Origin of the sequence: Streptomyces sp. SJL17-4, from assembly GCF_036826855.1 — a bacterium.
Taxonomy (GTDB): domain Bacteria; phylum Actinomycetota; class Actinomycetes; order Streptomycetales; family Streptomycetaceae; genus Streptomyces.
Genome location: NZ_CP104578.1, coordinates 7,620,945 through 7,642,533 on the forward strand (window position 1 = coordinate 7,620,945; position 21,589 = coordinate 7,642,533).

General features: G+C 72.3%; 21 protein-coding genes. 13 read left to right on the top strand and 8 right to left on the bottom strand.

Going from position 1 to position 21,589, the window contains the following annotated elements; genetic code table 11:
- The first annotated feature begins 58 nt into the window (after positions 1-58).
- The 4 genes from N5875_RS34325 to N5875_RS34340 all read left to right on the top strand — a co-directional run bounded on the left by N5875_RS34325 (position 59) and on the right by N5875_RS34340 (position 5,593).
- The gene (locus tag N5875_RS34325; protein WP_338498127.1) at positions 59-814 is read left to right on the top strand and encodes a (Fe-S)-binding protein; all 756 of its coding nucleotides are present in this window, start codon (positions 59-61) and stop codon (positions 812-814) included.
- A gap of 17 nt (positions 815-831) precedes the next feature.
- Positions 832-2,343 (top strand): LutB/LldF family L-lactate oxidation iron-sulfur protein, encoded by a 1,512-nt coding sequence (locus tag N5875_RS34330; protein WP_318207331.1) that lies wholly within the window; start codon positions 832-834, stop codon positions 2,341-2,343.
- Positions 2,340-3,002, top strand: coding sequence for an LUD domain-containing protein (locus N5875_RS34335; protein ID WP_338498130.1), 663 nt, complete (start codon positions 2,340-2,342; stop codon positions 3,000-3,002). The genes N5875_RS34330 and N5875_RS34335 overlap by 4 nt, the downstream gene beginning before the upstream one ends.
- Positions 3,003-3,448: 446 nt before the next feature.
- Positions 3,449-5,593, top strand: a complete 2,145-nt coding sequence (locus N5875_RS34340; RefSeq protein WP_338498133.1) for a SpoIIE family protein phosphatase — start codon at positions 3,449-3,451, stop codon at positions 5,591-5,593.
- On the opposite strand, the gene N5875_RS34345 is transcribed toward N5875_RS34340, so the two are convergent.
- Together N5875_RS34345 and N5875_RS34350 are read right to left on the bottom strand one after the other, a co-directional pair.
- Positions 5,590-5,796 (bottom strand): ferredoxin, encoded by a 207-nt coding sequence (locus N5875_RS34345; RefSeq protein ID WP_338499347.1) that lies wholly within the window; start codon positions 5,794-5,796, stop codon positions 5,590-5,592. The genes N5875_RS34340 and N5875_RS34345 overlap by 4 nt on opposite strands.
- A gap of 6 nt (positions 5,797-5,802) precedes the next feature.
- Complete coding sequence (locus N5875_RS34350) at positions 5,803-6,249, bottom strand: DUF1772 domain-containing protein (protein WP_338498136.1); 447 nt, start codon at positions 6,247-6,249, stop codon at positions 5,803-5,805.
- Between the two features lie 91 nt (positions 6,250-6,340).
- On the opposite strand from N5875_RS34350, the gene N5875_RS34355 reads away from it, so the two are divergent.
- Positions 6,341-6,943: a TetR/AcrR family transcriptional regulator gene (locus N5875_RS34355; protein WP_338498139.1), complete on the top strand. Its 603-nt coding sequence runs from the start codon at positions 6,341-6,343 to the stop codon at positions 6,941-6,943.
- 113 nt (positions 6,944-7,056) lie between these two features.
- Here N5875_RS34355 and N5875_RS34360 read toward each other — a convergent pair whose 3' ends face one another.
- Positions 7,057-7,647, bottom strand: coding sequence for a helix-turn-helix domain-containing protein (locus N5875_RS34360; protein WP_338498141.1), 591 nt, complete (start codon positions 7,645-7,647; stop codon positions 7,057-7,059).
- A gap of 177 nt (positions 7,648-7,824) precedes the next feature.
- Here N5875_RS34360 and N5875_RS34365 point away from each other — a divergent pair, with 177 nt between their 5' ends.
- Positions 7,825-8,751 carry a chlorophyllase gene (locus tag N5875_RS34365; RefSeq protein ID WP_338498142.1) on the top strand — a complete coding sequence of 309 codons (927 nt, stop codon included), beginning with the start codon at positions 7,825-7,827 and terminating at the stop codon, positions 8,749-8,751.
- Between the two features lie 10 nt (positions 8,752-8,761).
- Here N5875_RS34365 and N5875_RS34370 read toward each other — a convergent pair whose 3' ends face one another.
- Entirely contained in the window at positions 8,762-9,613 is an 852-nt protein-coding gene (locus tag N5875_RS34370) for a LysR substrate-binding domain-containing protein (RefSeq protein WP_338498143.1), read from the bottom strand.
- A gap of 151 nt (positions 9,614-9,764) precedes the next feature.
- Here N5875_RS34370 and N5875_RS34375 point away from each other — a divergent pair, with 151 nt between their 5' ends.
- Positions 9,765-10,127: a DoxX family protein gene (locus tag N5875_RS34375; RefSeq protein WP_338498145.1), complete on the top strand. Its 363-nt coding sequence runs from the start codon at positions 9,765-9,767 to the stop codon at positions 10,125-10,127.
- A 42-nt stretch (positions 10,128-10,169) separates the two neighbouring features.
- On the opposite strand, the gene N5875_RS34380 is transcribed toward N5875_RS34375, so the two are convergent.
- On the bottom strand, positions 10,170-10,712 hold the full coding sequence (locus tag N5875_RS34380; RefSeq protein WP_318207329.1) for a helix-turn-helix domain-containing protein: 543 nt from the start codon (positions 10,710-10,712) through the stop codon (positions 10,170-10,172).
- Positions 10,713-10,935: 223 nt separating this feature from the next.
- Here N5875_RS34380 and N5875_RS34385 point away from each other — a divergent pair, with 223 nt between their 5' ends.
- The gene (locus N5875_RS34385) at positions 10,936-11,094 is read left to right on the top strand and encodes a hypothetical protein (protein WP_338498147.1); all 159 of its coding nucleotides are present in this window, start codon (positions 10,936-10,938) and stop codon (positions 11,092-11,094) included.
- A gap of 160 nt (positions 11,095-11,254) precedes the next feature.
- A complete protein-coding gene (locus N5875_RS34390; protein WP_338498150.1) occupies positions 11,255-12,073 on the top strand; it encodes an LLM class flavin-dependent oxidoreductase in 819 nt (272 codons plus the stop codon).
- Here N5875_RS34390 and N5875_RS34395 read toward each other — a convergent pair.
- From N5875_RS34395 to N5875_RS34405, 3 genes are all read right to left on the bottom strand, one after another.
- Positions 12,045-12,851, bottom strand: a complete 807-nt coding sequence (locus tag N5875_RS34395; protein WP_318206352.1) for a polysaccharide deacetylase family protein — start codon at positions 12,849-12,851, stop codon at positions 12,045-12,047. The genes N5875_RS34390 and N5875_RS34395 overlap by 29 nt on opposite strands.
- A 110-nt stretch (positions 12,852-12,961) precedes the next feature.
- Entirely contained in the window at positions 12,962-13,735 is a 774-nt protein-coding gene (locus N5875_RS34400; RefSeq protein WP_338499348.1) for a pyridoxamine 5'-phosphate oxidase family protein, read from the bottom strand.
- Between the two features lie 89 nt (positions 13,736-13,824).
- On the bottom strand, positions 13,825-15,144 hold the full coding sequence (locus N5875_RS34405; protein ID WP_338498153.1) for a globin domain-containing protein: 1,320 nt from the start codon (positions 15,142-15,144) through the stop codon (positions 13,825-13,827).
- A gap of 521 nt (positions 15,145-15,665) precedes the next feature.
- Between N5875_RS34405 and N5875_RS34410 the strand changes: the two genes are divergently transcribed.
- From N5875_RS34410 to N5875_RS34425, 4 genes are all read left to right on the top strand, one after another.
- Positions 15,666-16,919, top strand: a complete 1,254-nt coding sequence (locus N5875_RS34410) for an ABC transporter substrate-binding protein (protein WP_338498155.1) — start codon at positions 15,666-15,668, stop codon at positions 16,917-16,919.
- Positions 16,920-16,931: 12 nt separating this feature from the next.
- Positions 16,932-19,802 carry an ATP-binding cassette domain-containing protein gene (locus tag N5875_RS34415; RefSeq protein WP_338498156.1) on the top strand — a complete coding sequence of 957 codons (2,871 nt, stop codon included), beginning with the start codon at positions 16,932-16,934 and terminating at the stop codon, positions 19,800-19,802.
- Positions 19,799-20,542 (top strand): ABC transporter ATP-binding protein, encoded by a 744-nt coding sequence (locus tag N5875_RS34420; RefSeq protein WP_338498159.1) that lies wholly within the window; start codon positions 19,799-19,801, stop codon positions 20,540-20,542. Before N5875_RS34415 ends, N5875_RS34420 begins: the two co-directional genes overlap by 4 nt.
- Before the next feature lie 150 nt (positions 20,543-20,692).
- Complete coding sequence (locus tag N5875_RS34425) at positions 20,693-21,499, top strand: class I SAM-dependent methyltransferase (RefSeq protein ID WP_338498160.1); 807 nt, start codon at positions 20,693-20,695, stop codon at positions 21,497-21,499.
- Positions 21,500-21,589: the final 90 nt, after the last annotated feature.

Consider the following 21,589-nt stretch of genomic DNA (forward strand, 5'->3'; position numbering starts at 1 on the left):
CATGGAAACCGACAACCGTGCCCACCCGGTCCCCGCACACCGAGAAGAAGGAGCCGCGATGCGTGTCGCTCTGTTCTTGACCTGTGTCAACGACACGCTCTATCCGGACACCGGCCGGGCCGTGGTGAGGCTCCTGTCCCGCCTGGGCGTGGACGTCGACTTCCCCGCGGGCCAGACCTGCTGCGGACAGGCCCACTACAACACCGGCTACCGGCACGAGGCCGAGCCCCTCGCGCTCCGCTACGCCGAGGTCTTCGCCGGCTACGACGCGATCGTGACCCCGTCCGGGTCCTGTGGCGCCATGGTCCGTGAGCTGTACCCGCGCATGGGCGAGCGCGCCCGCGCGGAGGGCCGCGGCGACACGCTCGCCCGCAGTCTCGCGCCGGTCGTACCGAAGACGTACGAGCTGACCGAGTTCCTGGTGGACGTGCTCGGGGTGACGGACGTCGGCGCGTACTACCCGCACAAGGTCACCTACCACCCGACCTGCCACGGCCTGCGCGGTCTGGGCCTGGGCGGCCGCCCGTACCAGCTGCTGCAGGCGGTCAAGGGCCTGGACTTGGTGGAGCTGCCCGGCGCGGAGGAGTGCTGCGGCTTCGGCGGCACCTTCGCGGTGAAGAACTCCGACGTCTCGGCCGCCATGGGCTCGGACAAGGTGCGCAGTGCCGAGTCGACGGGTGCCGAGGTGCTGTGCGCGGCAGACAACTCGTGCCTGATGCACATCGGAGGGACGATGTCGCGGCTCAAGGTGGGCATGCGGCCCGTCCACATCGCGGAGATCCTGGCGAGTACGGAGAAGGAGCCCCTGCTGTGAGCGGTACGTTCGTCGGAATGCCGGCCTTCCCGAAGGCGGCGCACGACGCGGTCAACAACCCCACCCTGCGGGGCAACCTCCGCCACGCCACCCACACCATCCGCGACAAGCGCGCGGCCGCCGTCGCCGAACTCGACGACTGGGCGCAGCTGCGCGAGGCCGGCAAGCAGATCAAGGACCACACGCTCCGCCATCTCGACCGTTACCTGGTCCAGCTGGAGGAGTCGGTGACGGCCGCGGGCGGCACCGTCCACTGGGCGGCCGATGCGGACGAGGCCAACAGGATCGTCGCCGACCTGGTCAAGGCCACCGGCGAGACCGAGGTCGTCAAGGTCAAGTCCATGGCGACCCAGGAGATCGGCCTCAACGAAGCCCTCGAAGCCGAGGGCATCGCCGCCTACGAGACCGACCTCGCCGAGCTCATCGTCCAGTTGGGCAAGGACCGGCCCTCGCACATCCTGGTCCCGGCGATCCACCGCAACCGAGGCGAGATCCGCGACATCTTCGCCCGGGAGATGAGCGAATGGGGCCGGGCCGCACCCGTAGGCCTCACCGACAACCCCGCCGATCTCGCCGACGCCGCGCGGCTGCACCTGCGGGACAAGTTCCTCCGGGCCAAGGTCGGCGTGTCGGGCGCCAACTTCATGGTCGCCGAGACCGGCACGCTGGTCGTCGTGGAGTCCGAGGGCAACGGACGGATGTGTCTGACGCTCCCCGAGACCCTGATCTCGGTCGTCGGCATCGAGAAGGTCGTGCCGACCTGGCGCGACCTGGAGGTGTTCCTCCAGACCCTGCCGCGCTCCTCGACCGCCGAGCGGATGAACCCGTACACGAGCATGTGGACGGGGACGAGCGAGGACGACGGTCCCAGCGACTTCCACCTCGTCCTCCTCGACAACGGGCGCACCGACACCCTCGCCGACGAGGTCGGCCGCCAGGCCCTGCGCTGCATCCGCTGCTCGGCCTGTCTCAACGTCTGCCCGGTGTACGAGCGGGCCGGAGGCCACGCGTACGGTTCGGTCTACCCGGGCCCGATCGGCGCGATCCTGAGCCCCCAGCTCCGCGGCACGCAGAGCGAGGTCGACGCCTCGCTGCCGTACGCCTCCTCCCTGTGCGGCGCCTGCTACGACGTCTGCCCCGTCGCCATCGACATCCCCGAGGTCCTGGTGCATCTGCGGGAGCGGATCGCCCAGGGCGGGCCGGTGACCCGCGAGGGCAACAAGGCCGTCCTGAAGCCGGCCAAGGGGCATGCCGCCGAGCGTGCGGCGATGCGGGCGGCGCGCTGGGCCTTCGGCCGCCCCGGTGCGCTGCGGGCCGGACAGCGACTGGCCTCACGCACGCGGAAGCTGCATCCACGGACGCTGCCGGGCCCCGGCAAGGCGTGGAGCGCGACGCGGGACCTGCCGCCGGTCCCGGCGGAGCCGTTCCGCGACTGGTGGCAGCGCACGGATGGCGGGAAGAAGAGCGACGGCGATAAGAAGACCGACGGCGTGAGGAAGACCGACGGCGTGACGAAGGACGGGAAATGAGCAGCAGGGACCGGATCCTCGGCCGGGTGCGGCGCGCGCTCGCCGACGTACCGCCGGACGACACGTCGTACGAACAGGCCGTCGATCGCTCCTACCTGCGCGTCCACGGCGATCTGGACGTTGAGCAGACCGTGGACCTCCTCGCGGAGAACCTGGCGGACTATCGCGCGATCGTGCGCCGTTGCACGGAGGACGAGCTGGCGAGGACGATCGCGGCGATGCTGGCCGCCCGGGGAGCGGCGACGGTGCTCGCCCCACCGGGCCTGGATCCCGCCTGGCTCTCGGCGACCGATGTCGTGCAGGTTCCGGACCGGGCGGATTCCACCCCCCACGACCTCGACCGGATCGACAGCGTGGTCACCGCCTGCGCGGTGGCCATCGCGGAGACGGGCACCATCGTGCTCGACGCCGGCCCCGGTCAGGGCCGCCGCCGCGTCACGCTGGTCCCCGACCACCACATCTGCGTGGTGCGCGTCCCGGACCAGGTGGTCTCCTCCCTCCCCGAGGCCCTCGAACGCCTCGACCCGACGCGCCCGTCGACCTGGATCTCCGGCCCCTCGGCGACCAGTGACATCGAACTGGACCGCGTCGAAGGCGTCCATGGGCCGCGCACCCTGGAGGTCGTACTGGTGAGTGATCCGCCAGGCGTCGCCGCGTAACCACAGGGCGGAACACGACAATTCAGCCGGCGGTCAGGGGCGGCGGTCAGGGGCGGGGGCCAACGGGCTCGCCCGGGCCTCCGCCACATCCACAGGACCGGCCTGGTCCACCGTGCTCCGAAGCCGTCCACTGCGCCGTGTCGGCCATCGTCACCGTGGCCCCTCGGGACCGACGCTTCGGCGCGGTGTCGTGGCCCACCCACCGGACCTCGGTATCTGTCACGGCCACAGCGCCTTCGGCATCCCGTCCCGCGGGGAGGGACCGTCTGCGGATCCTCACCCAGCGCGGCGTGCCCCTGTCGGAGCCGAGCGGATCCGCTCCGGCCGGGCGAGTCGGGTGGCCGGGTGGGCGTTGTGGGCGTTGCATGGAAGCCAGCGCAGTCCACCGTCTCGTCGAATGGGCGTTCACAGTGGTTGGTGAGGATCACCCGGACACCGGGTCCGCGATGGAGGGGCTGGAGGACGCCGTACTGGACGCGCTGTTCTCCCAGTCGCCCGTGGGCCTGCACGTCTACGACCGGGAGCTGCGGCTGATGCGGGTGAACACAGCCGCCGGGATGATGCGGGAGTTCTCGGCCGAGCGGCTGCTCGGCCGTTCGCTGCCGGAGATCCTGCGGTCCTTCGACATCACCGACCCGGCGGTCGTGGAACGGACAGCCCGGCGCGTCCTGGAAACCGGGAAGACCGAGCTCGATCTGAGCATCCGTGTCCGGGACCGACGCGACCCCGCGATCGTGGCAGTCGTCTCGGCGTCCGTGTTCCGGCTGCAGCGGGCCGACGGCGCCGTGCTGGGTCTGGCCGCCGCGCTGACCGACGTCACCGCCCGGTGGCGGGCGGAAGCGGAGGTGCGCCTGCTGAACGACGCGGCCGCACGGATCGGTACCACGCTCGACGTCTTTCGTACGGCGGCCGAGTTCTGCGAGGTCGCCTCTCCGGCCCTGGCCGACACCGTGACCGTCGACGTCTACGACGCGGTCCTGCGCGGCAGGGCTCCCGCCGCGGACGCGGCCGACCGGGATCCCACTCTTCGGCGGGCCGGGTACCGCTCGGTCGCCGGACTGGACCACGAGGGCGTCCCCGTCGTCGGCGAGGTCGACGTGTACCCGATCGGCACGCCTCACCGCACGGTCCTGGACACCTTGGCACCCAAGCTGATCCGACAACTGCGCCCGGACTCCGGCTGGCTCGATCCCGCACGCCCTCGTGATGCCCGGCTCCTGAGCGCGGGGGTGCACTCGATGCTGTTGGTCCCGATCCGAGCGCGGGGTGTGGTGCTCGGCCTGGCCTGCTTCTACCGGTGGCGTAATCCTGCCCCGTTCGACCACCGCGACCTGCGACTCGCGCGGCAGCTCACCACTCACGCGGCCCAGTGCCTGGACAACGCCCGCCTCTACGGGCGTGAGCGCTCGGCGGCCCGCATCCTGTCCGGGGGTTTCGCCCAGGCGCGGGCCTCTGTCGACACGGCCGTCGAACTCGCCCACACCCATCTGCCGGCCGGCACGGGTGGTGGCTGGTTCGACGCCATCCCGCTCTCCGGATCCCGGGTCGCCCTCGTCGCCGGGGACACCACTTCCGGGACATCGGGCCCGGCGGCGATGAGCGAGGTCCGCGCGGCGATCGAGGCGCTGGCCGACCTCGATCTGCCGCCGGACGAGATCCTCCTCCGCCTCCACGACCTGGCCAGCCGCCCCAGTACGCTCTCGGAGGCGACGGGGCCCGACGGCGGTGACGCGGCTCCCGCGACCTGCCTCTGCCTCGTCTACGACCCGGTCACCCGCCTGTGCACCGCGGCGAGTGCGGGACATCCGTCACCGGTCCTGGTGCATCCGGGCGGAGACGTCGAGCTGCTCGATGTGGCGGCGGGGCCCCCGCTGGGCCAGGGGCTCGCGGACTACGCGCTCACCGAGCGTGCCCTGCCCGAGGGCACCATGCTGCTGATCTACAACACCGAGCTGCTGACCGGTTCCGTCGGCGGTGCCGAGGAATCGCTGCTGAGCCTGCTGAGCGACCTGTTCGCCGTACCGCGGCCCTCCCTTCAAGCCGCGTGCGACGCGTGTGCGGAGGCCCTCGCGCCCCAGCAGCCCCCTCGCGACGCCTACCTGCTGCTCGCCCGTACGCGGACCCTGGACGGCTCCCGTACAAGAGCCTGGACGTTTCCCAACACCCCGGAGAGCGCCGCGCAGGCCCGCCGGCGAGCCGCGGACCAACTCGCCGAGTGGGGACTGACCCAGGACGTCATCGACGACACCGCGCTCGTGGTCAGCGAGCTGGTCACCAACTCCGTGCGCTACGCGAAGGGGCCGATCCGGCTGCGCCTCATCCGCGACAGCTCGCTCGTGTGCGAGGTCACCGACGACAGCAATGCCAGTCCCCACCTCCGGCGCGCCTTGGACACGGACGAGAACGGCCGGGGCCTGTTCATCACGGCCCAGCTCACCCAGCGCTGGGGCGTGAGACCCTCCGGACGGGGCAAGACGCTCTGGGCCGAACGCATCCTCGCAGCGACTCCGACTCCGACTCCGACTCCGACTCCGGCTCCGGCTCCGGCTCCGGCTCCCGCCTCCGGACACGGCCACGCCGCCGAGGCCTAGGAGCGGCCGGATTCGGGCTCGTCCAGGGTGATCGCCCCGGAGGGACAGACGCCGGCGGCCAATTGCGCGGCCGCGCGATGGGCGGTGGGCGGCTCGGCGTGCAGCAGGAGTACGAGGCCGTCGTCCTCGTCCTGGTCGAACACCTCGGGGGCGGTCATCGCGCACATCCCGGCACCGATGCAGCGCTCACGGTCTACGCGCAGGCGGGCTCAGACGAGGGCGGTGGCCAGCAGGGCGAAGGCGGCGATGATGACGGCGACGCGGACGTAGTGGAGGCGGTCCCAGCGGTTCTTCTGCTGCTTCCAGTCGGCGGGCCGGTTCTCGGGGGTCCAGGTCTTGCCCCGGTTGTTGATCGGTACGAGCAGCAGGATCGACATGATCACGCTGAGGGCCAGCAGTGCGCCGGCGGTGACGACGAACTGGGTGCCGGGGTCGTGCCACGCGGCGGCGGCCCAGGCCGCGACCAGGATGAGCGAGGAGATGTACCAGACCGGCATCACGGCGCCGAGCATCCGGCCCCCGTGGGCGCGGCCGAGTATGCCGCTGTCCTCGGGGAGGGCGTTGAGGATCGGGTTGATGACGAAGGCGACGGAGAACTCCACCCCCACCATCACGCCGACGACCACGGTGGTGACGACCTGAAGTGCGTTGAGCATGATGACCCCTCCTGGGATCTAGCGCCGCTAGCTGTCGAGGCAACGCTAGTGCTGCTGCCGCTCGATTGTCTAGCGATGCTAGGGTCGAGTTATGTCGGTACAGGAACGCAAGGAACGCGAACGGGCGGACCGCGAACGCCTCATCGTGGCCACGGCCCGCGAACTCGCCGAGCAGCAGGGCTGGGACGCGGTCACCACCCGCCGGCTCGCCGAGCGCATCGAATACAGCCAGCCCGTCCTCTACAGCCACTTCCGCGGCAAGCGCGAGATCATCGGCGCCGTCGCCCTCGACGGCGCCGCCGAGATGGCGGCGGCGCTGCGGGCCGCGTCCTCCGCCGCGTCCGCCGCCGCGACCTCTGCTGCGGATGGCCCGCGCGCCCGGGTCGCCGCCCTGGCCCGCGCCTATCTCGACTTCGCGGCACGCAACCCGGCGGTCTATGACGCGATGTTCCAGCTCGACGGCGGTCTGGCCTTCGCGGACGAGGACACGCCGGAGCCTCTCAAGGATGGGTTCGCCGCCCTGCTGGAGAGCCTCGACGAGGTCGCCGGGGACGGCGTCCACCCGGGGCTGTTCACCGAGGTGTTCTGGGCGGCCCTGCACGGGCTGGCGACCCTGACCCGGGCGGGACGGCTGCCGCCGCAGGACGCCGAGCTGAGGACGCAGCTGCTGGTGGACCGGCTCGCCATCGTCTGACGCGCCGTCCGGGCGGGCGGGCCGCCGGGGCCTTGTCCGGGCGTCCGGGCGCCTGTGCCCCGCCCCGGGCCCTCGCCGCCCGGCTGCGGCCCGCCCTTCGGCGGGCATCGCGGTCAGCCTTCTTGGCGTAGTCCCGCGACCAGGAGTGCGGCCAGTCGGCGCGCGTCGTAGCGGGGATCGCTCTCGGCTCCGATGCAGAGGTTCCCGATGCCGCGCATGAGCGGGTAGGCGTCCACGCCGCAGCGGATCTCGCCGGAGGCGGTGGCGGCGTCGAGGAGTTGGGCGCACACCGGCAGGAGGCGGTCGAGGAAATAGGCGTGCAGCGTCTCGAAGCCGGCGCTGTCTCCCTGCATCGCGGCGGCGAGGCCGTGTTTGGTGACCAGGAAGTCGACGAAGAGGTCCACCCACCGCGCGAGGGCGGCGTGCGGTGTCCGGCTGCTCGCCAGCAGAGCCGGGCCGGCTTCGGCGCAGGCCTCGACCTGGTGGCGGTAGACGGCGATGACGAGGTCGGCGCGGGTGGGGAAGTGGCGGTAGATCGTGGCCACCCCGACGCCGGCCTCGGCCGCGATGTCGCGCACCGGGGCCTCCACGCCCGAGGTGACGAAGACCGCGGCGGCCGCGTCCAGCAAGGTCTGCTGGTTGCGCCGGGCGTCCTTGCGCGTGGACCTGGCTGAGCTTCCCGGGGCCTGGTCGATGTCGTTCACCGAACCCTCCTTCCGTAACCGGTCTTGAAAAACGGAACAGCGTTCCGTATTGTTTCCGGAACGACGTTCCGTTTCATTCATGATGGCAGACCCGCGGCGACCCGCCGCGGGCGCCACCGGCCGTCGGCCCCCGAACCAAGAGTGCGAAAGCACCGACCGGAAGGCCTGGAACTGGAAATGAACTTCACTGAGACCGCGAACGCGCCCTCCACGGTCATATCCGCGATGCCGCTCGTCCTGCCCACCGCGCCGGGTCGCGGCGCGGACCTCCAGGTCCGCGTGTCCGCCCCCGCGACCGGCGACGACCTGCCCGTCATCGTCTTCTCGCACGGCTTCGGCTGGTCGATGAACGGCTACGCCCCGCTGGCGGACTTCTGGGCCGCCCACGGCTTCGTGGTCGTCCAGCCGACCCACCTCGACTCCAGGACGCTCGCCCTCCCCGCCGAGGACCCCCGTACACCGCGGATCTGGCGCTTCCGTATCGAGGACCTCACGTGCGTACTGGACGGACTCGACGCACTGGAAGCCGCGGTGCCGGGCCTCGCCGGACGCCTCGACCGCGACCGCGTCGCCGTGGCCGGCCACTCCTGGGGAGCCCAGACGGCGAGCACGCTGCTGGGCGCGCGCGTCCTCGACTCCCACGGCGTTCCCGGCGAGGACCTGTCCGACCCCCGCGTCAAGGCGGGTGTGCTGCTGGCGCTGACCGGGCTGGGCGACGACCTGACTCCGTTCGCCGCCGAACACTTCCCCTTCATGAAGCCGTCCTTCGGCACCATGACCGCACCGGCCCTCATCGTCGCCGGTGACCACGACCGGTCCCACCTGTCCACGCGCGGACCGGACTGGTTCACCGACCCCTATACCCACAGCCCCGGAAGAAAGAGCCTGCTCACGCTGTTCGGCGCGGAGCACTCGCTCGGCGGCGTCCCCGGATACGAGGTCGCCGAGACGACGGACGAGAGCCCCGAACGCGTCGCCGTGATCCAGCGCCTCACCACGGCGTTCCTGCGCAGCGCCCTCTGTCCGGAGGACCCCGGCTGGGAGGCGGCGGCCGCCGCCCTGGAAGCAGCCCCCAGCCCGCTCGGCGAGCTGCGGAGCAAGTAGCGGGCGGTACTCAGGCCCGATAGGCGACGGTCGCGAGCTCGACGAACGAGCGGATCAACGGATTCGGGTCTCCCTCGTTCCATGCCGCGACCACGCGGCTCGGCGGCATGTCGGTCAGCGGAACCACGGTGAGCCCCTTGCCCGGCTCGTGGTCCACGAGGGTCATGCCCACCGTGCCGTTCCACAGGACCGCCTGCCGGCATTCCTGGACGGCGCGCACCACCGGCCCCCGGCGAGGCTCTCCGCCGTTCCAGTACGACTGCCACGTGGGGTCCGTCCCCTCCGGGAACCGGAACCAGCGGCGGTCCGCCAGGTCGGACAGCTCCAGGCCGTCGCGGCGGGCCAGGGGATCGTCGGCGCGCAGCAGCGCTCCCACCGGGTCGGCGCGCAGCGTACGCACGGTCAGGCCGGTCTCGTCGAACGGGCCACGGGTCAGGGCGAGGTCGACCAGCCCGGCGTGCAGTCCGCAGGTGGGATCGGCGAGGTCGGTTTCGCGGATGCGGACATCGACGTGCGGGTGGCGCCGACGGTACGCGCCGGCCAGCCGGGCGATGCCCGGGTCGGCGCTGTCGCCCAGGACGCCGACGGTGATGCGCGCGGCGCCGGCCGCGACCGCCACGCGTTCTCGTACCCGGTCGGCCCGGCCGAGCAGGCCGCGTGCCTCTTCGAGCAGCACCGCGCCCACCGGAGTGAGCGTGACACCGGCGGACGACCGGTCGAACAGCGCGGCGCCGACCTCGGCCTCCAGGCGTTTGATCGCCCGGCTGAGAGGCGGCTGACTCATGTGCAGCCGGACCGCGGCCCGGCCGAAGTGGAGTTCCTCGGCGACCGCCACGAAGTAGCGCAGCGTGCGTAGCTCCATGGCGTGACGATACCCGTACGGTATCGAGGCCGCGGAATCGGTCTTGGACAGCTGTCGTGCCCCGGCGGTGGAATCGACGTGAGTCGGGAAGCCGTCGGCACACTCCGGCGCCGACCTGTTCACCCGCAGCTGTCAACCCTGGATGGAATCCGTGAACATCGCATATGGGATCGTGGCCGGCCTGCTTGCCCTCTTCTACCTGTACGCGGGCGGGGTGAAGGTGGCCCGGAGCCGTGAACAGCTCCGGCCGATGATGGCCTGGGTGGACAGCACGCCGATGCCGGCCGTCCGGGCCGTCGGGGTGACCGAAGTCCTGGGCGCGATCGGGCTGGTCCTCCCGCCGCTGACCGGTGTCGCGTCCTGGCTGGCCTTTGCCGCGGCCATCGGGTTCGTGGTCCTGCAGATCGGGGCGACCGGGGTTCACCTGCGCCGGGGAGACCGTCAGGTCGCCCTCAACATCTCGCTCCTTCTCGCCGCGGCCGCCACCACCTGGCTGGCAACGGCCTGGCTGTGACGTCCCGCGTCGGCCGCATCACGCTCCCGGTGAGGGGCGGGGTCAGTGTGCGCGTACGCCGTCGAGGGCGATCGACAGCAGGACGTCGGCCTCGGCCGGGCCGTCGCTCTCCCGCTCGGTGGCCAGCGCGATGGCGCCGACGAGCTTCAGCAGTTGGGTGATGGTGATCCCGGCACGCACGGCGTCCGCCGCCCGGGCGCGCGTGAGGAGGGCGTCTCCCGCCGTGGTGATCATGTCGTGGCAGGTTTCGCCCAGCGCGGGGTCGCCGTCCCGCATCAGCGAAGCCCCCAGGCCCCGGTTGGCCACGGCGTGCGCGCCGACGGCGTGCAGCCAGGTGGACAGCGCCTGACCCGGGTCGGGTGCGGCGAGAAGCTCGTCCGCCTTCGCGCAGAGGGACTGCACCCGGTCCTTGAAGACCGCCTCCAGGAGCGCCTGCCGGGAGGGGAAGTGGCGGTGCAGCGTGGCGGAGCCGACTCCGGCACGGCGGGCGACCTCCTCCAGGGAGGCGTCGGCGCCGTGCTCGGCGACCAGGGCCCCGGCGGCGGCCACGATCTTCTCGGCGTTGCGGCGGGCGTCGGCGCGCATCGGTCGACGGGGCGGTGTGGCGGCGTCCCGGTGCACGGGCACTCCTGACGGGTTGATAAACGGGGTGGCCCTCCATATCGTAGCGAGCGGTAACCGGAGTGCCACCCCACTTAGGGGATGGTCTTCCTTCCCCATGGGCGCGATTGACGCGATAACGCGACGAACGCGATGAACGCGATGAACGCGAAACGCGACGAACGCGATGAACGCGATGGAGATGATCGTGAAGCTGACAGAGAAGACCGTCGTGGTGGTGGGTGCGACCGGCACCCGCGAAGTCCATCCCGGCGCCATGGACTTCGACACCTGGCTGGACCGCACCGGCGCCTCCCGGATCGCCGCGTTCCTCCACGCCGCCCGCACCGCCGGGCAGGACGCGTGAGCACCTCCGCCCACACCCCCGCCAGCGCCCCCGCCACAGCCCCCGTCCCCGCCCACGGACTCGGCCGCGTCGGGATCTGGGCGGCGGATCTCGACCACCTCTCCGCACCCGAGGTCCGCAGAGCCGCCGCCGCGGTCGAGGACCTCGGCTTCGGCACCCTGTGGTTCCCCGAGACCACCGGACGGGAGGCCATGGCGCAGGCCGCGATCCTCCTGGCGGCCACCCGGCACCTCACCGTCGCCTCCGGCATGACCGACATCTCATCTACGCCCGCGACCCGGTCACGGCCGGCGCCGCGCAGCGCACCCTGGAGGAGGCGTTCCCCGGGCGGTTCCTGCTCGGCCTGTGGGAGAGCCACCCCAGCCTGGCCGAGGCCGTCCGGGGCCACCACTACGGCCCGGCCGCGGCCACCATGCGCAGCTACCTCGACGCGCTGGACGACGCCCCGTTCGGACCGCCCGGCACGGCCGCCTCACCGAACCGGGTGCTCGCCGCCCTGGACCCCGCCATGCTCGCGCTCGCCGCCGAACGCGCCCGGGGCGCGACCGTGCTGGGCATGCCCGTCGCGTACACCCGAGAAGCCAGGGCCGTCCTCGGCGAGGACGCCCTGCTGGCCATCACCCAGCTCTGCGTGCTGGGCCACGATCGCGCGGACACCGCCGACCGGGCCCGCACCACTGACCTGGCCCGCACCGCCGCCGCGGCCGCCCTGCCGAACCGCCGCGACCTGCTGCGCGGCCGGGGACACCCGAACCCGGACGCGCTCGACAGCCGGCTGGTCGACGCACTGGTGGCCCACGGCCGTGCCGAGGACATCGCCCGCCGTGTCCAGGAGCACTTCGACGCCGGGGCCGACCACGTCAGCCTCCACCTCGTCACCCCCGGACCCGGCTTCGCGCCCGTACGGGAGTGGGAGCGACTCGCCGAACTCCTCCCCGCCTCCCAGCACTTCAGGGGGCGGTCCGTACGGGGAAGCTGAAGGTGCGGCCCTGCTGCTTGAGCCACGGCAGCACCTGCTTCAGGGCCGCGACGGTCTGGGCCCGGTCACCGCCGCCGTCGTGGAAGAGGATCGTCGGCCCGTTGGGCAGCTCGTTCTTGACCGTGGCCACGATGGCGCCCGTGCCCGGCGTCTCGAAGTCCTTGGTGTCCACGTTCCACCCCAGTGGCCGCATCCCGGCCTCGGCGGCGATCCGCCGGCTGCTGGGCGTGAACGCACCGCCCGGCGCCCGGTAGTACTCCACCCGAGCCCCGCCGGCCGCTTCCTCGATCATCTTCTTCGCCTCCAGGATCTGCTGCTTCTGGTAGGCGACGGACTTCTTGTCCATCGTGGTGTCGTGGGACGTGGTGTGGTCGCAGAGCCGGTGCCCGTCCGCCACGACCCTCCGGACCAGGTCGGGGTGTGCCTTGGCCTGCGGTCCGACCATGCAGAACACGGCCTTGACGCCGTTCTCCTTGAGGACGTCCAACACCTGGGGTGTCCACCGCGGGTCGGGCCCGTCATCGATGGTGATGTTCACGGCCTTCCCACCCGCCTCGGCGGCGTGCGCGATGCCTTCGGGCACCTTCACCCGCGACACCGGCGCGGGCGCCGCCGGCTCCTTGGCCCGTTCCGCGGGCGCGGGACCGTGTGATCCCGTCTCCGCCCGGGCGGCGGCTTCGCCGTCCGCCAGCGCGGCGGCCCCCCACGCCGCCAGACTGATTGCGACCGCCGAAGCCGCCACGACTATGTGCGCGGTGTACTTGCCCCTCAGCCCCATGAATGCTGCTCCTTGCCGGTCCTTGACGTTCTCCCCGCTGAGAAGACGGCGGATACGGCCGGACGGTTTCCCCAGTTCGGCGCCAAGTACGGGCGGTGTGGCGTGAGGGTTCAGAGCGACGAGCTTCTGTTGAACCAGCCGCTGAATGCCTGTGCCCCGACCTCGGGTTCGGCGCCGGCGACCGTGCCGGCGCCGGAACCCGTGCCGGCCCGGTGGCGGGCACCGGAGGCGAGGCGTTCGGCCCTCGCCAGGGCCCTCTGCGCCTCCGCCCGCCACGTCGCCGCGTCGGCGTCCGCCCGGGGCGGGGGCAGGAAGGGTCCCCGCTCCGGCGCTTCGGCGGCCGCTCCGAAGAAGTCACCGCCCTTGCGCTTGACGTCGTCCGTGCCCCACGGGCGACCGGGGCCGTGCGCGGGAACCTTCTGGAGGTGGGGGATGTGCTTGGCGCAGTGGATGTAGGCCTCTTCGACGGTGATCACCACCCAGACCACGGCCCGTCGGCCGGGTACCTGGTCGGCCGGGAGCCACGGGTGGGCGCGACGCATCTCTTCGTCGGTGAGGCTCCTGGCCGAGCCGTTGACGTGGAGTCCGATGCGGTCCCGGAGGAAGTCGACCATGAGGATGCCGACCTGCGGGTTCTCCTCGATGTTGCCCAGGCTGGCGTGGACGCCGTTGCCCCGGTACTCGGGGTAGGCGAGCGTCCTGTCGTCCAGCACGTGGAGGAAGCCGGGCGGGCCCGCCCGGAAGGTGTTGTCGCAGGCGCCGTGCCGGTCGGCGGTGGCCAGGAAGAACATCTCCTGGCGGGCGACGAACTCGCGCATGCGGGTGTTCAGCCGGTCGAGGACCTGGGCGGCGTAGAAGCGGTCCGCGCGCTCCGTGGTCGCCATGCGCTGCTGGACCAGATGTTCGCCGTCGCCGCCCGGCCGGACGGTGCGTGCGGAGGTCGTCGGCCGTGGTCCGGCCTGTCGGAAAGTGCTCAACTCGTTGCCCCGACCAGTTCCTCGATGGAGTCGTGCCGTATGCGATGGGTGGGGACGCCGATGCCCACGAGGGTGTCGACGCTGCGGCGGATCATTCCGGGCGGGCCGGACAGGTACGCGTCGTAGGTGTGCCACGGGCCGTACTCGCGTACCGCCTCCGGGAGTCCTCCGGACAGCAGGCCGGCGGGCCCGTCGTCCAGGACCGGGCGCACCGAGAGCCAGGGATGCGACTGCTGCAGCCGGAGCATCGTGTCGATGTCGTACAGCCCTTGGTTCCCGCGGGCGCCGTAGAACACGTTCACGGAGCGCGGCCGGCCGTGCTGGGCGACGTCCTCCACCAGTGCCTTGATGGGTGCGATGCCGGTGCCGCCGCCGAGGCACAGCAGCCCGCTGTCGGTGGTGTGGTCCACCGTCATGGAACCGGAGGGAGGTCCGAGCCGGACGACGTCCCCGGGGCGGGCGCGGTGGACGAGGGCGTTGGAGACCCAGCCCGCCGGTACGGCCTTGACGTGGAAGGACAGCAGCCCGTCGGAACGGGGCGCGGAAGCGAAGGAGTAGTGCCGCCAGACCCGGGGCCACCACGGGGTCTCCAGGCTCGTGTACTGCCCGGCGAGGAAGGGGTACGGCCCGTCGGGCCGGACCGTGACCACCGCGATGTCCCGTGTACGCATCTCATGGGCGACCACCTCGGCCTGCCACCAGGCGGGCGCACGGAGCTCGTCCTCGGTCGCCGCGTCGATCATGATCTGGGAGATCGTGGTGTAGGCGTCCACCCACGCGGCCTCGGTCCGCGGCCCCCAGGTCTCCGGCGCGTGGCGGGCGAGGGCACCGATCAAGGCCTCGCCGACGGCGGGATAGTGCCCGGGGAGCGTGCCGTACTTGCGGTGCCCGCGGCCGAGGTGGGTCAGGTACGTGGTCAGGGTGGCGGGGTCGTCGGCGTGGGTCGCGGCGGTGAGCAGCGCCTTGAACAGGCGGTCGCGCTGGGCGTCCATCGCCGCGGGGAAGAGCTCCCGCAGGGCGGGGTGGCGGAGGAAGAGCAGTGCGTAGAAGTACGAGGTGACCCGGTCGGCGATCGGCTCGATCTCCGCCATCGTGCGGCGCAGCAGCGCAGCACCGGACGAGGCCTCCGGGGCGGCCGGCGCCGGAGGCTTCTCCGGCGGCCGTACGGACTCCGGAGCCGGCCCGCCGGGCCCGGTGCCCGGGGGGCGCGGCGGGCCGCTCGCCTTCCCCGGATCCCGCCCGAACCAGCCGCCGCCCTGACCGCCGCCGGCGGCCGCGCCGGAGCCGTCGGCCGACGGGGTGGTCGGAGCTTCCATCGGTCTGCCTCGCCTCGAACGTCGTCGGTCGGTCTTCGTACGCGGGGTCCGCAGGTGGCCCGTTTCGCTTGTCGCCCACATGTTCGGCGAATACCGGACGAGTGAGCGGGCCCGACCATACCCCGCCTGCGGAAACGGGAGGGGTGCCCGCGATGACGCTCCCCGTGAATACCTTTTCGCTGGTCAGAGGCTGGTTACTGAAGAGTCGGACCGGTACGGAACCGATGCGGGTGCCGGAGGGGGAGGGGAATTGCCGACCGAAAACTCACAGGGTGGACTGAACTCCTCCACATTTCCGGAGTCGGTGGCCGTGGGGTCGGGGCGGCTGTCTCCCCTCCCTTCGCGGGTGCACGTGCCACCGGCGGCACGCGCGGCGGACGCGTCGGTTCCGCAGGGCTCGGACGGTCATGGTGGGTGTGGACCCACAGGGATTCTGACGGTTCGTCAATTGACGCTGTATCAGTCATTGACGCCTCATCGGTTCGGTCACAGAATGCGGTCACCCGACGGAGGGATCGCCCGTGCCTCGACCGTTGCGCGTCATCGCCGCCACCTTCGCCCTGCTCCTCGTCACCGCCTGCAACTCCGCCTCCAGCGGTGGAGGTGGAGGTACCCCCTCCTCGATACGTGGAGTCACCGCCGACACGATCAAGGTCGGAGGCATCGTCTCCATGACGACCGCCAGCGGCTACTCCAAGAAGGACACCGACCTGGGCGCCCGGGCCCGCTACGACCGGGCCAACGCCGAGGGCGGGATCAACGGACGGAGGATCGCGTACCTGGGGGCCGAGGACGACGGCCAGGACCCCGCGAGGAACCTGGCCGCGGCCCGCAAACTCGTCCAGCAGGACAAGGTCTTCGCCGTCTCGCCCATGAGCTCGGTCACCTTCGCCGGGGCCGACTTCCTCGACGCCCAGAAGGTCCCGACGGTGGGCTGGGGCACGCTCCCCTCGTTCTGCGGGCCGGCGCACCTCTACGGCTTCAACGGCTGCCTCGTCCCGATGCCCGGCGGCACGCTCAACCAGACCTGGCCCGAAGGACTCGCGGCCGTGCTCGGGGGTGCGCGCGGCAAGTCCGTCGCGCTGATCGCCGGCGACAACGACGCCGGCAAGTTCGGCATCCGCACCTTCACCCAGGGCTTCAAGGCGGCCGGCTTCCGGGTCGCGTACGCCAAGGCCGTGGTGCCGGCGACCTCGATGCCCAGCGACTGGTCGGCGTACACCAAGGAGATCCTCCGCTCGGGCCCCGGCGGCGGCGCGCCCGACGCCGTGGTCTCCGTGATGCAGACGCCGTACAACATCGGCCTGTTCACCGCGCTCAAGCGGTCCGGCTACAAGGGGGTCATCTCCGACCCGACGGACTGCGACCCCGGGCTGCTCGCGAAGGACGCGACGAAGCAGGCCCTCGACGGGGTGCACGTACTGCTCCAGTTCCAGCCCTTCGAGTCGGACAGCCCCGCGATGCGGCAGTTCAAGGCCGACATCAAGAAGGCGGCGGGCGGAAAGGAGGTGCCTTTGAACATGCACATGCTCACCGGCTACATGAGCGCCGACCTCTTCCTCTCGATCGCCGAGAAGGCGGGCAAGGACCTCACCGTCGAGTCCTTCCAGACGGCGGCGAACGGCTTCTCCGACACCGGCACGCTCGTCGGCGACCGCACCCTGCCCAAGGGAAAGAAGGAGAGCTTCGGCTGCGGGGCGCTCGTCCAGCTGAAGAACGGGCGGTACGAGGTGGCGGTGCCGTTCACGTGCTATCCGCCGATCCCCTTCGGCTGAGGGGCGCGTCACGTGGGTGACCTGCTGGGTTTCGTGCTGAGCGGGCTGGTCTCGGGCGCGCTGTACGCGCTGCTCGCGACCGGCCTCGTGCTGTCCTACTCCGCCTCCGGGCTCTTCAACTTCGCGCACGGCGCCACCGCCTATCTGTGCGCGCTCGCCTTCTACGAGCTCCACTCCGGCTTCGGCTGGCCGGCCGTCCCCACCGCTCTGCTCCTGGTGTTCGTGGTGGCGCCCGGCCTCGGCTGGGGCCTGGACCGGCTGATGTTCAGAAAGCTCGCCACGGTCGGCGAGACGGCGCAGATCGTGGCCACCATCGGTCTGCTGGTCGCGCTGCCCGCGGCCGGACTGTGGGTCGTCGAACTCCTGGAGCGGGCGGGCGCCCCGGTCCTGCCCGCCGAGAACCAGTTCGGTCTGCCGGGCGTCGGGCCGAGCCCCGCGGTGTCCTGGCAGCCGCTCGACGGCGTCGGCATCGACTCCGACCAGCTGATCACCTGGATCGTCACCGCCCTCGCGGCGGCGGGCCTGTGGGTCCTGATGCGGCACACCCGGCTCGGCCTGCGGCTGCGCGCGGCGGTCGACAACCGCGCGCTGACCGAGCTGCGGGGGATCAGCGCGGACCGGCTGTCCTCGACGGCGTGGATGCTGTCGTCCGGTCTCGCGGGCCTCGCCGGAGTCCTCGCGACCCCGCTCCTCGGGCTCTCCGCGCACGACTACACGCTGTTCCTGTTCGTCTCGGCCACCGCGGCGGTCCTCGGACGCTTCGCGTCGGTGCCACTCGCCTTCGCGGGCGGCCTCGGGCTCGGGGTGCTGCAGAACCTCGTGGCGGGGTACGCGTCGTTCGCCGAGGGCATCACCGGCTTCCGCACCGCCGTACCGTTCCTCATCCTCTTCGCCGGGCTCGTCGTCCTGGTACGGCGGCGGCGCCGCGCGGCGGGCACGGCGGCCGCGGACCCACCGCCGGTGGAGTATCTCGCCGGGAAGGGGTGGGGCCGCCGCTGGGGCGCCTGGGTGGTGGCCGGAGCGCTCCTGGGCACCGCGTTCTACACCGTCACCACCCCCTTCTGGAGCGGGATCCTGACCCAAGGGCTCGCGATCGGGCTCGTGTTCATGTCGTTCACGGTGGTCACCGGTCTCGGTGCGATGGTGTCCCTCGCCCAGGCGACGTTCGTGACCGGCGCCGCACTCGTCGCGGGGCTGCTGATGAGCCACGGCTGGCCCTTCGTCGCGGCCGCGGCCGTCGGCACGGCGGCGGCCGCCCTGCTCGGCGCGGTGGTCGCGCTGCCCGCACTGCGGCTGGGCGGCAGATCACTGGCCCTGGCCACCCTGGCGCTCGCCTTCCTGGCGGACCAGGTGCTCTTCCAGCTCGGGTGGCTCCGCAACGGCGACACCGGGTGGGAGATCCCGCGGCCGGTGGCCGGACCCGTCGACCTGAGTGACGACCGGGCCATGGGGCTCGCGCTCGTGCTGCTCAGCGGGGTGCTCGTCGCGCTGCTCACCCGGCTGCGCGGCTCCCGCTGGGGCCGGGCCATGCTGGCGGTCCGCTCGGCGCCGGAGGCCGCCGCGGCGTCGGGGGTGTCGGTGGTACGGACGAAGCTCCTGCTGTTCACGGTGTCGGCGGGCCTCGCGGGCTTCGGAGGGGTGCTCTACGCCTCGTACAACACCAGGATCACGGCTACGGACTTCACGGCGATGACGGGCCTGGTGTGGCTGGCGGTCGTGGTCGCGGCGGGGGTGCGCAGGCCGCAGTTCGCCGTGGTGGCGGGGCTGGTCTTCGCGGTGGTCCCGCATCTGATGGCGACGTACGTGACGGAGTCCGCGCATCTGCCGGTGATCCTCTTCGGTCTGGCGGGGCTCGCGCTGGCGAACGACCCGGACGGGTACTGCGCCGCGCTGCCGTCGAGGCGAGCGGCCCGGCGCGCCGCACGGCGGGGGGCGGCGGCGCGGGAGGCCGTGCCGGGGGTCGTTCCCCCGCACCGCGAGGTGCGGGCGGACCACCACCTCCCGGAACAGGCGGGAGGCCCCCGGCCGGCCGGGGACGGCGGCTCCGCGCCGCTCCGCGCGCGGACGGCCGAGCCGTATGTCGTCGGCACCGGGAGCGCGGTCCCAGGAACGGGCAGCGGCCCCGGCGGGACGCCGAGCGCGCTCGAACTGAGCAGCCCGAGCGCGCTCAAGCCGAGCGGCCCGAGCGTCGCGCTCGAACTGAGCGGCGTACACGCCGGGTACGGCGGCGCTCCTGTGCTGCACGGCGTGGACCTCGTGGTGCGCGGCGGCGAGGTGCTGGTGCTGCTCGGGCCCAACGGGGCCGGGAAGTCCACCCTCTGCCGGGTGGCGGCGGGACTGGTGCGGCCGACCGGGGGGCTCGTCCGGGTGCGCGGTGAGGACGCCACCCGCGACGTGACGGTCGCGCGGGCCCGCCGGGGCGTGCGGCTGGCTCCCGAGGGGCGGGGGATCTTCGCCGGGCTGTCGATCGAGGAGAACCTGACCCTGCAGCTCACGGCAGCGGAGGACCGCGACGCCGTGTACGTGCGGTTCCCCGCGCTCGCCGCCCGCCGCACCGTCGCCGCCGGGTCCCTGTCGGGCGGCGAGCAGCAGCTCCTCGCCCTCGCCCCGCTCCTCCAGCGACCGCCGGCGGTCCTCGTCGCCGACGAACCGTCCCTCGGCCTCGCGCCGCGCGTCGTGGACGAGGTCTTCCGCCTCCTGACCGAACTCCGCGACCACGGCACCGCGCTGGTCCTCGTCGAGGAGAAGGCGGCCGAGGTGCTCGGCATCGCCGACACCGTCGCGTACCTCGTACAGGGCGGGATCGCCTGGTCCGGGCCACGGTCCGAGGTGGACCGGGACCGGCTCGCCGAGGCCTACCTGGGGACGGGAGTACGCCGATGAGCCACCCTCTGCTCCGCGCGAGCGGGATCGACGTCCGTTTCGGCGGCGTCCACGCCCTGCGCGAAGTGACCGTCTCCGTCGGCCCCGGGGAGATCTGCGGCCTCATCGGGCCGAACGGCGCGGGCAAGACGACGCTCTTCGACGTGGTGTCGGGGATACGGCGGCCGGACGCGGGAACGATCGCGTACGACGGTACGGACATCACCCGCCGATCGCCCGTCTGGCGGGCCCGGCACGGCATCCGTCGCACCTTCCAACGACAGCAGCTCTTCGGGCAGTTGACCGTCGCGGACAATCTCGTCGTGGCACAGGACTGGCGGGGCGGAGTACGGTCCGCGGCGCGCCGCCGTCGGGAGCGGGCCGCCGCCGTGCTCCACGAGTGCGGGCTCGGCGCACTCGCCGACTCGTACGCGGGCGGCCTGCCCGTCGGGCAGGCTCGCCTGGTCGAGCTGGCCCGCGCGCTCGCCGATCCGCCCCGGGTCCTGCTCCTGGACGAGCCCGCGTCCGGGACGACCGCCGAGGAGCGTCGCGGACTCGCCGCCGTCATCCGTCGTATGGCCGACGAGGAGGAGTGCGCGGTGCTGCTCGTCGAGCACGACGTGGCCTTCGTGATGGAGCTGTGCTCCCGCGTCGTGGTGCTCGACCTCGGCCGGGTGCTGGCCGAAGGGTCGGCGGCCGAGGTCCACGCGGACCCGGCGGTACGGGAGGCGTACCTGGGTGCCGGTCCCGGCGGGGCGTAGGACGGCGCCGCGGTGCCGCGAAGCCGCGGCGGCTCGGCGCTCTCGGTGCGTGCGTCCTTTCGGGTCGGGTGGAGTGGGGCGCCGTCGACAGGGATGGCTCCGGCCGTCAGACTGTCCGCGGAGGTGACGCGGGTGGTGGAGCCGGTGCACATGCGGGCCGCTGTTCGGGAGACGTACGGTCCGGCCGACCTCAGTTCGGTCCCGGTGTTCGCCGGGGGGTTCATCAACTTCGGGTACTGGCGCTCGATCGACCTCGGCGGACCGCTCACGGTCGACGACCGGGTCCGCAGCCAGGAGGACATGTACCGGCAGGTGCTCGGCGCAGCCGGTGCGCTCGCCGACCGGCGGATCGTCGAGATCGGCTGCGGGCTGGGTGTCGGCTGTGCGCTCGCCCTGCGCGAGTGCCGACCGGAGCGGGTGACAGGAATGGACATCCATCCGCAACAGCTGGACCGTGCCCGCCGGGCCAACGCGGATCTGCTGGGGGCATCGCCGTCGGGGCTCCGGTTCGTCCGCGGTGCGGCGGAGGAGATGCCGTTCGGTGACGGCGAGTTCGACTGCGTCTACAGCGTCGAGGCCGCCCAGCACTTCGACGACATGATCGCCTTCACCCGGGAGACGGCCCGGGTACTGCGGCCCGGTGGACGGGTGGTCGTCGCGAGCTTCTTCACCCCGGACGACGACCCGGATCACGGAGCCCGGCTCGCGTCGTACCTGGAGACGTTCGCGGACGGGCTGGACATCGCGCGTCCCGTCACGCTCGTGACCGATGCGTTCACCCGGGCGGGCCTGGCGGACGCGCGGGCCGTGTCGATCGGACCGGACGTGTGGCAGGGCTGGGACCGCTGGCTGTCGGACCAGTGGAAGCCGGGCACCTGGCCCCGCAACTTCCTGAAGGCCTACGAGCAGGGCAACCTCGACTACTACATCGTCACGGCCACCCGCCCGCGAACCTGACCCCGGGACGGGGCGCGCGGCCTGTCGTTCGACGGGCGTTCACACGACGACGGGTCCGCCGCCGACCGGCGTTCGGCCGCGGGCATGAGT

Coding starts and splice junctions, on each gene's coding strand:
- N5875_RS34325 (WP_338498127.1), top strand. CDS start 59: ATGCGTGTCGCTCTGTTCTTGACCTGTGTCAACGACACGCTCTATCCG.
- N5875_RS34330 (WP_318207331.1), top strand. CDS start 832: ATGCCGGCCTTCCCGAAGGCGGCGCACGACGCGGTCAACAACCCCACC.
- N5875_RS34335 (WP_338498130.1), top strand. CDS start 2,340: ATGAGCAGCAGGGACCGGATCCTCGGCCGGGTGCGGCGCGCGCTCGCC.
- N5875_RS34340 (WP_338498133.1), top strand. CDS start 3,449: ATGGAGGGGCTGGAGGACGCCGTACTGGACGCGCTGTTCTCCCAGTCG.
- N5875_RS34350 (WP_338498136.1), bottom strand. CDS start 6,249: ATGCTCAACGCACTTCAGGTCGTCACCACCGTGGTCGTCGGCGTGATG.
- N5875_RS34355 (WP_338498139.1), top strand. CDS start 6,341: ATGTCGGTACAGGAACGCAAGGAACGCGAACGGGCGGACCGCGAACGC.
- N5875_RS34365 (WP_338498142.1), top strand. CDS start 7,825: ATGAACTTCACTGAGACCGCGAACGCGCCCTCCACGGTCATATCCGCG.
- N5875_RS34370 (WP_338498143.1), bottom strand. CDS start 9,613: ATGGAGCTACGCACGCTGCGCTACTTCGTGGCGGTCGCCGAGGAACTC.
- N5875_RS34380 (WP_318207329.1), bottom strand. CDS start 10,712: ATGCGCGCCGACGCCCGCCGCAACGCCGAGAAGATCGTGGCCGCCGCC.
- N5875_RS34395 (WP_318206352.1), bottom strand. CDS start 12,851: ATGGGGCTGAGGGGCAAGTACACCGCGCACATAGTCGTGGCGGCTTCG.
- N5875_RS34400 (WP_338499348.1), bottom strand. CDS start 13,735: ATGGCGACCACGGAGCGCGCGGACCGCTTCTACGCCGCCCAGGTCCTC.
- N5875_RS34405 (WP_338498153.1), bottom strand. CDS start 15,144: ATGGAAGCTCCGACCACCCCGTCGGCCGACGGCTCCGGCGCGGCCGCC.
- N5875_RS34420 (WP_338498159.1), top strand. CDS start 19,799: ATGAGCCACCCTCTGCTCCGCGCGAGCGGGATCGACGTCCGTTTCGGC.
- N5875_RS34425 (WP_338498160.1), top strand. CDS start 20,693: ATGCGGGCCGCTGTTCGGGAGACGTACGGTCCGGCCGACCTCAGTTCG.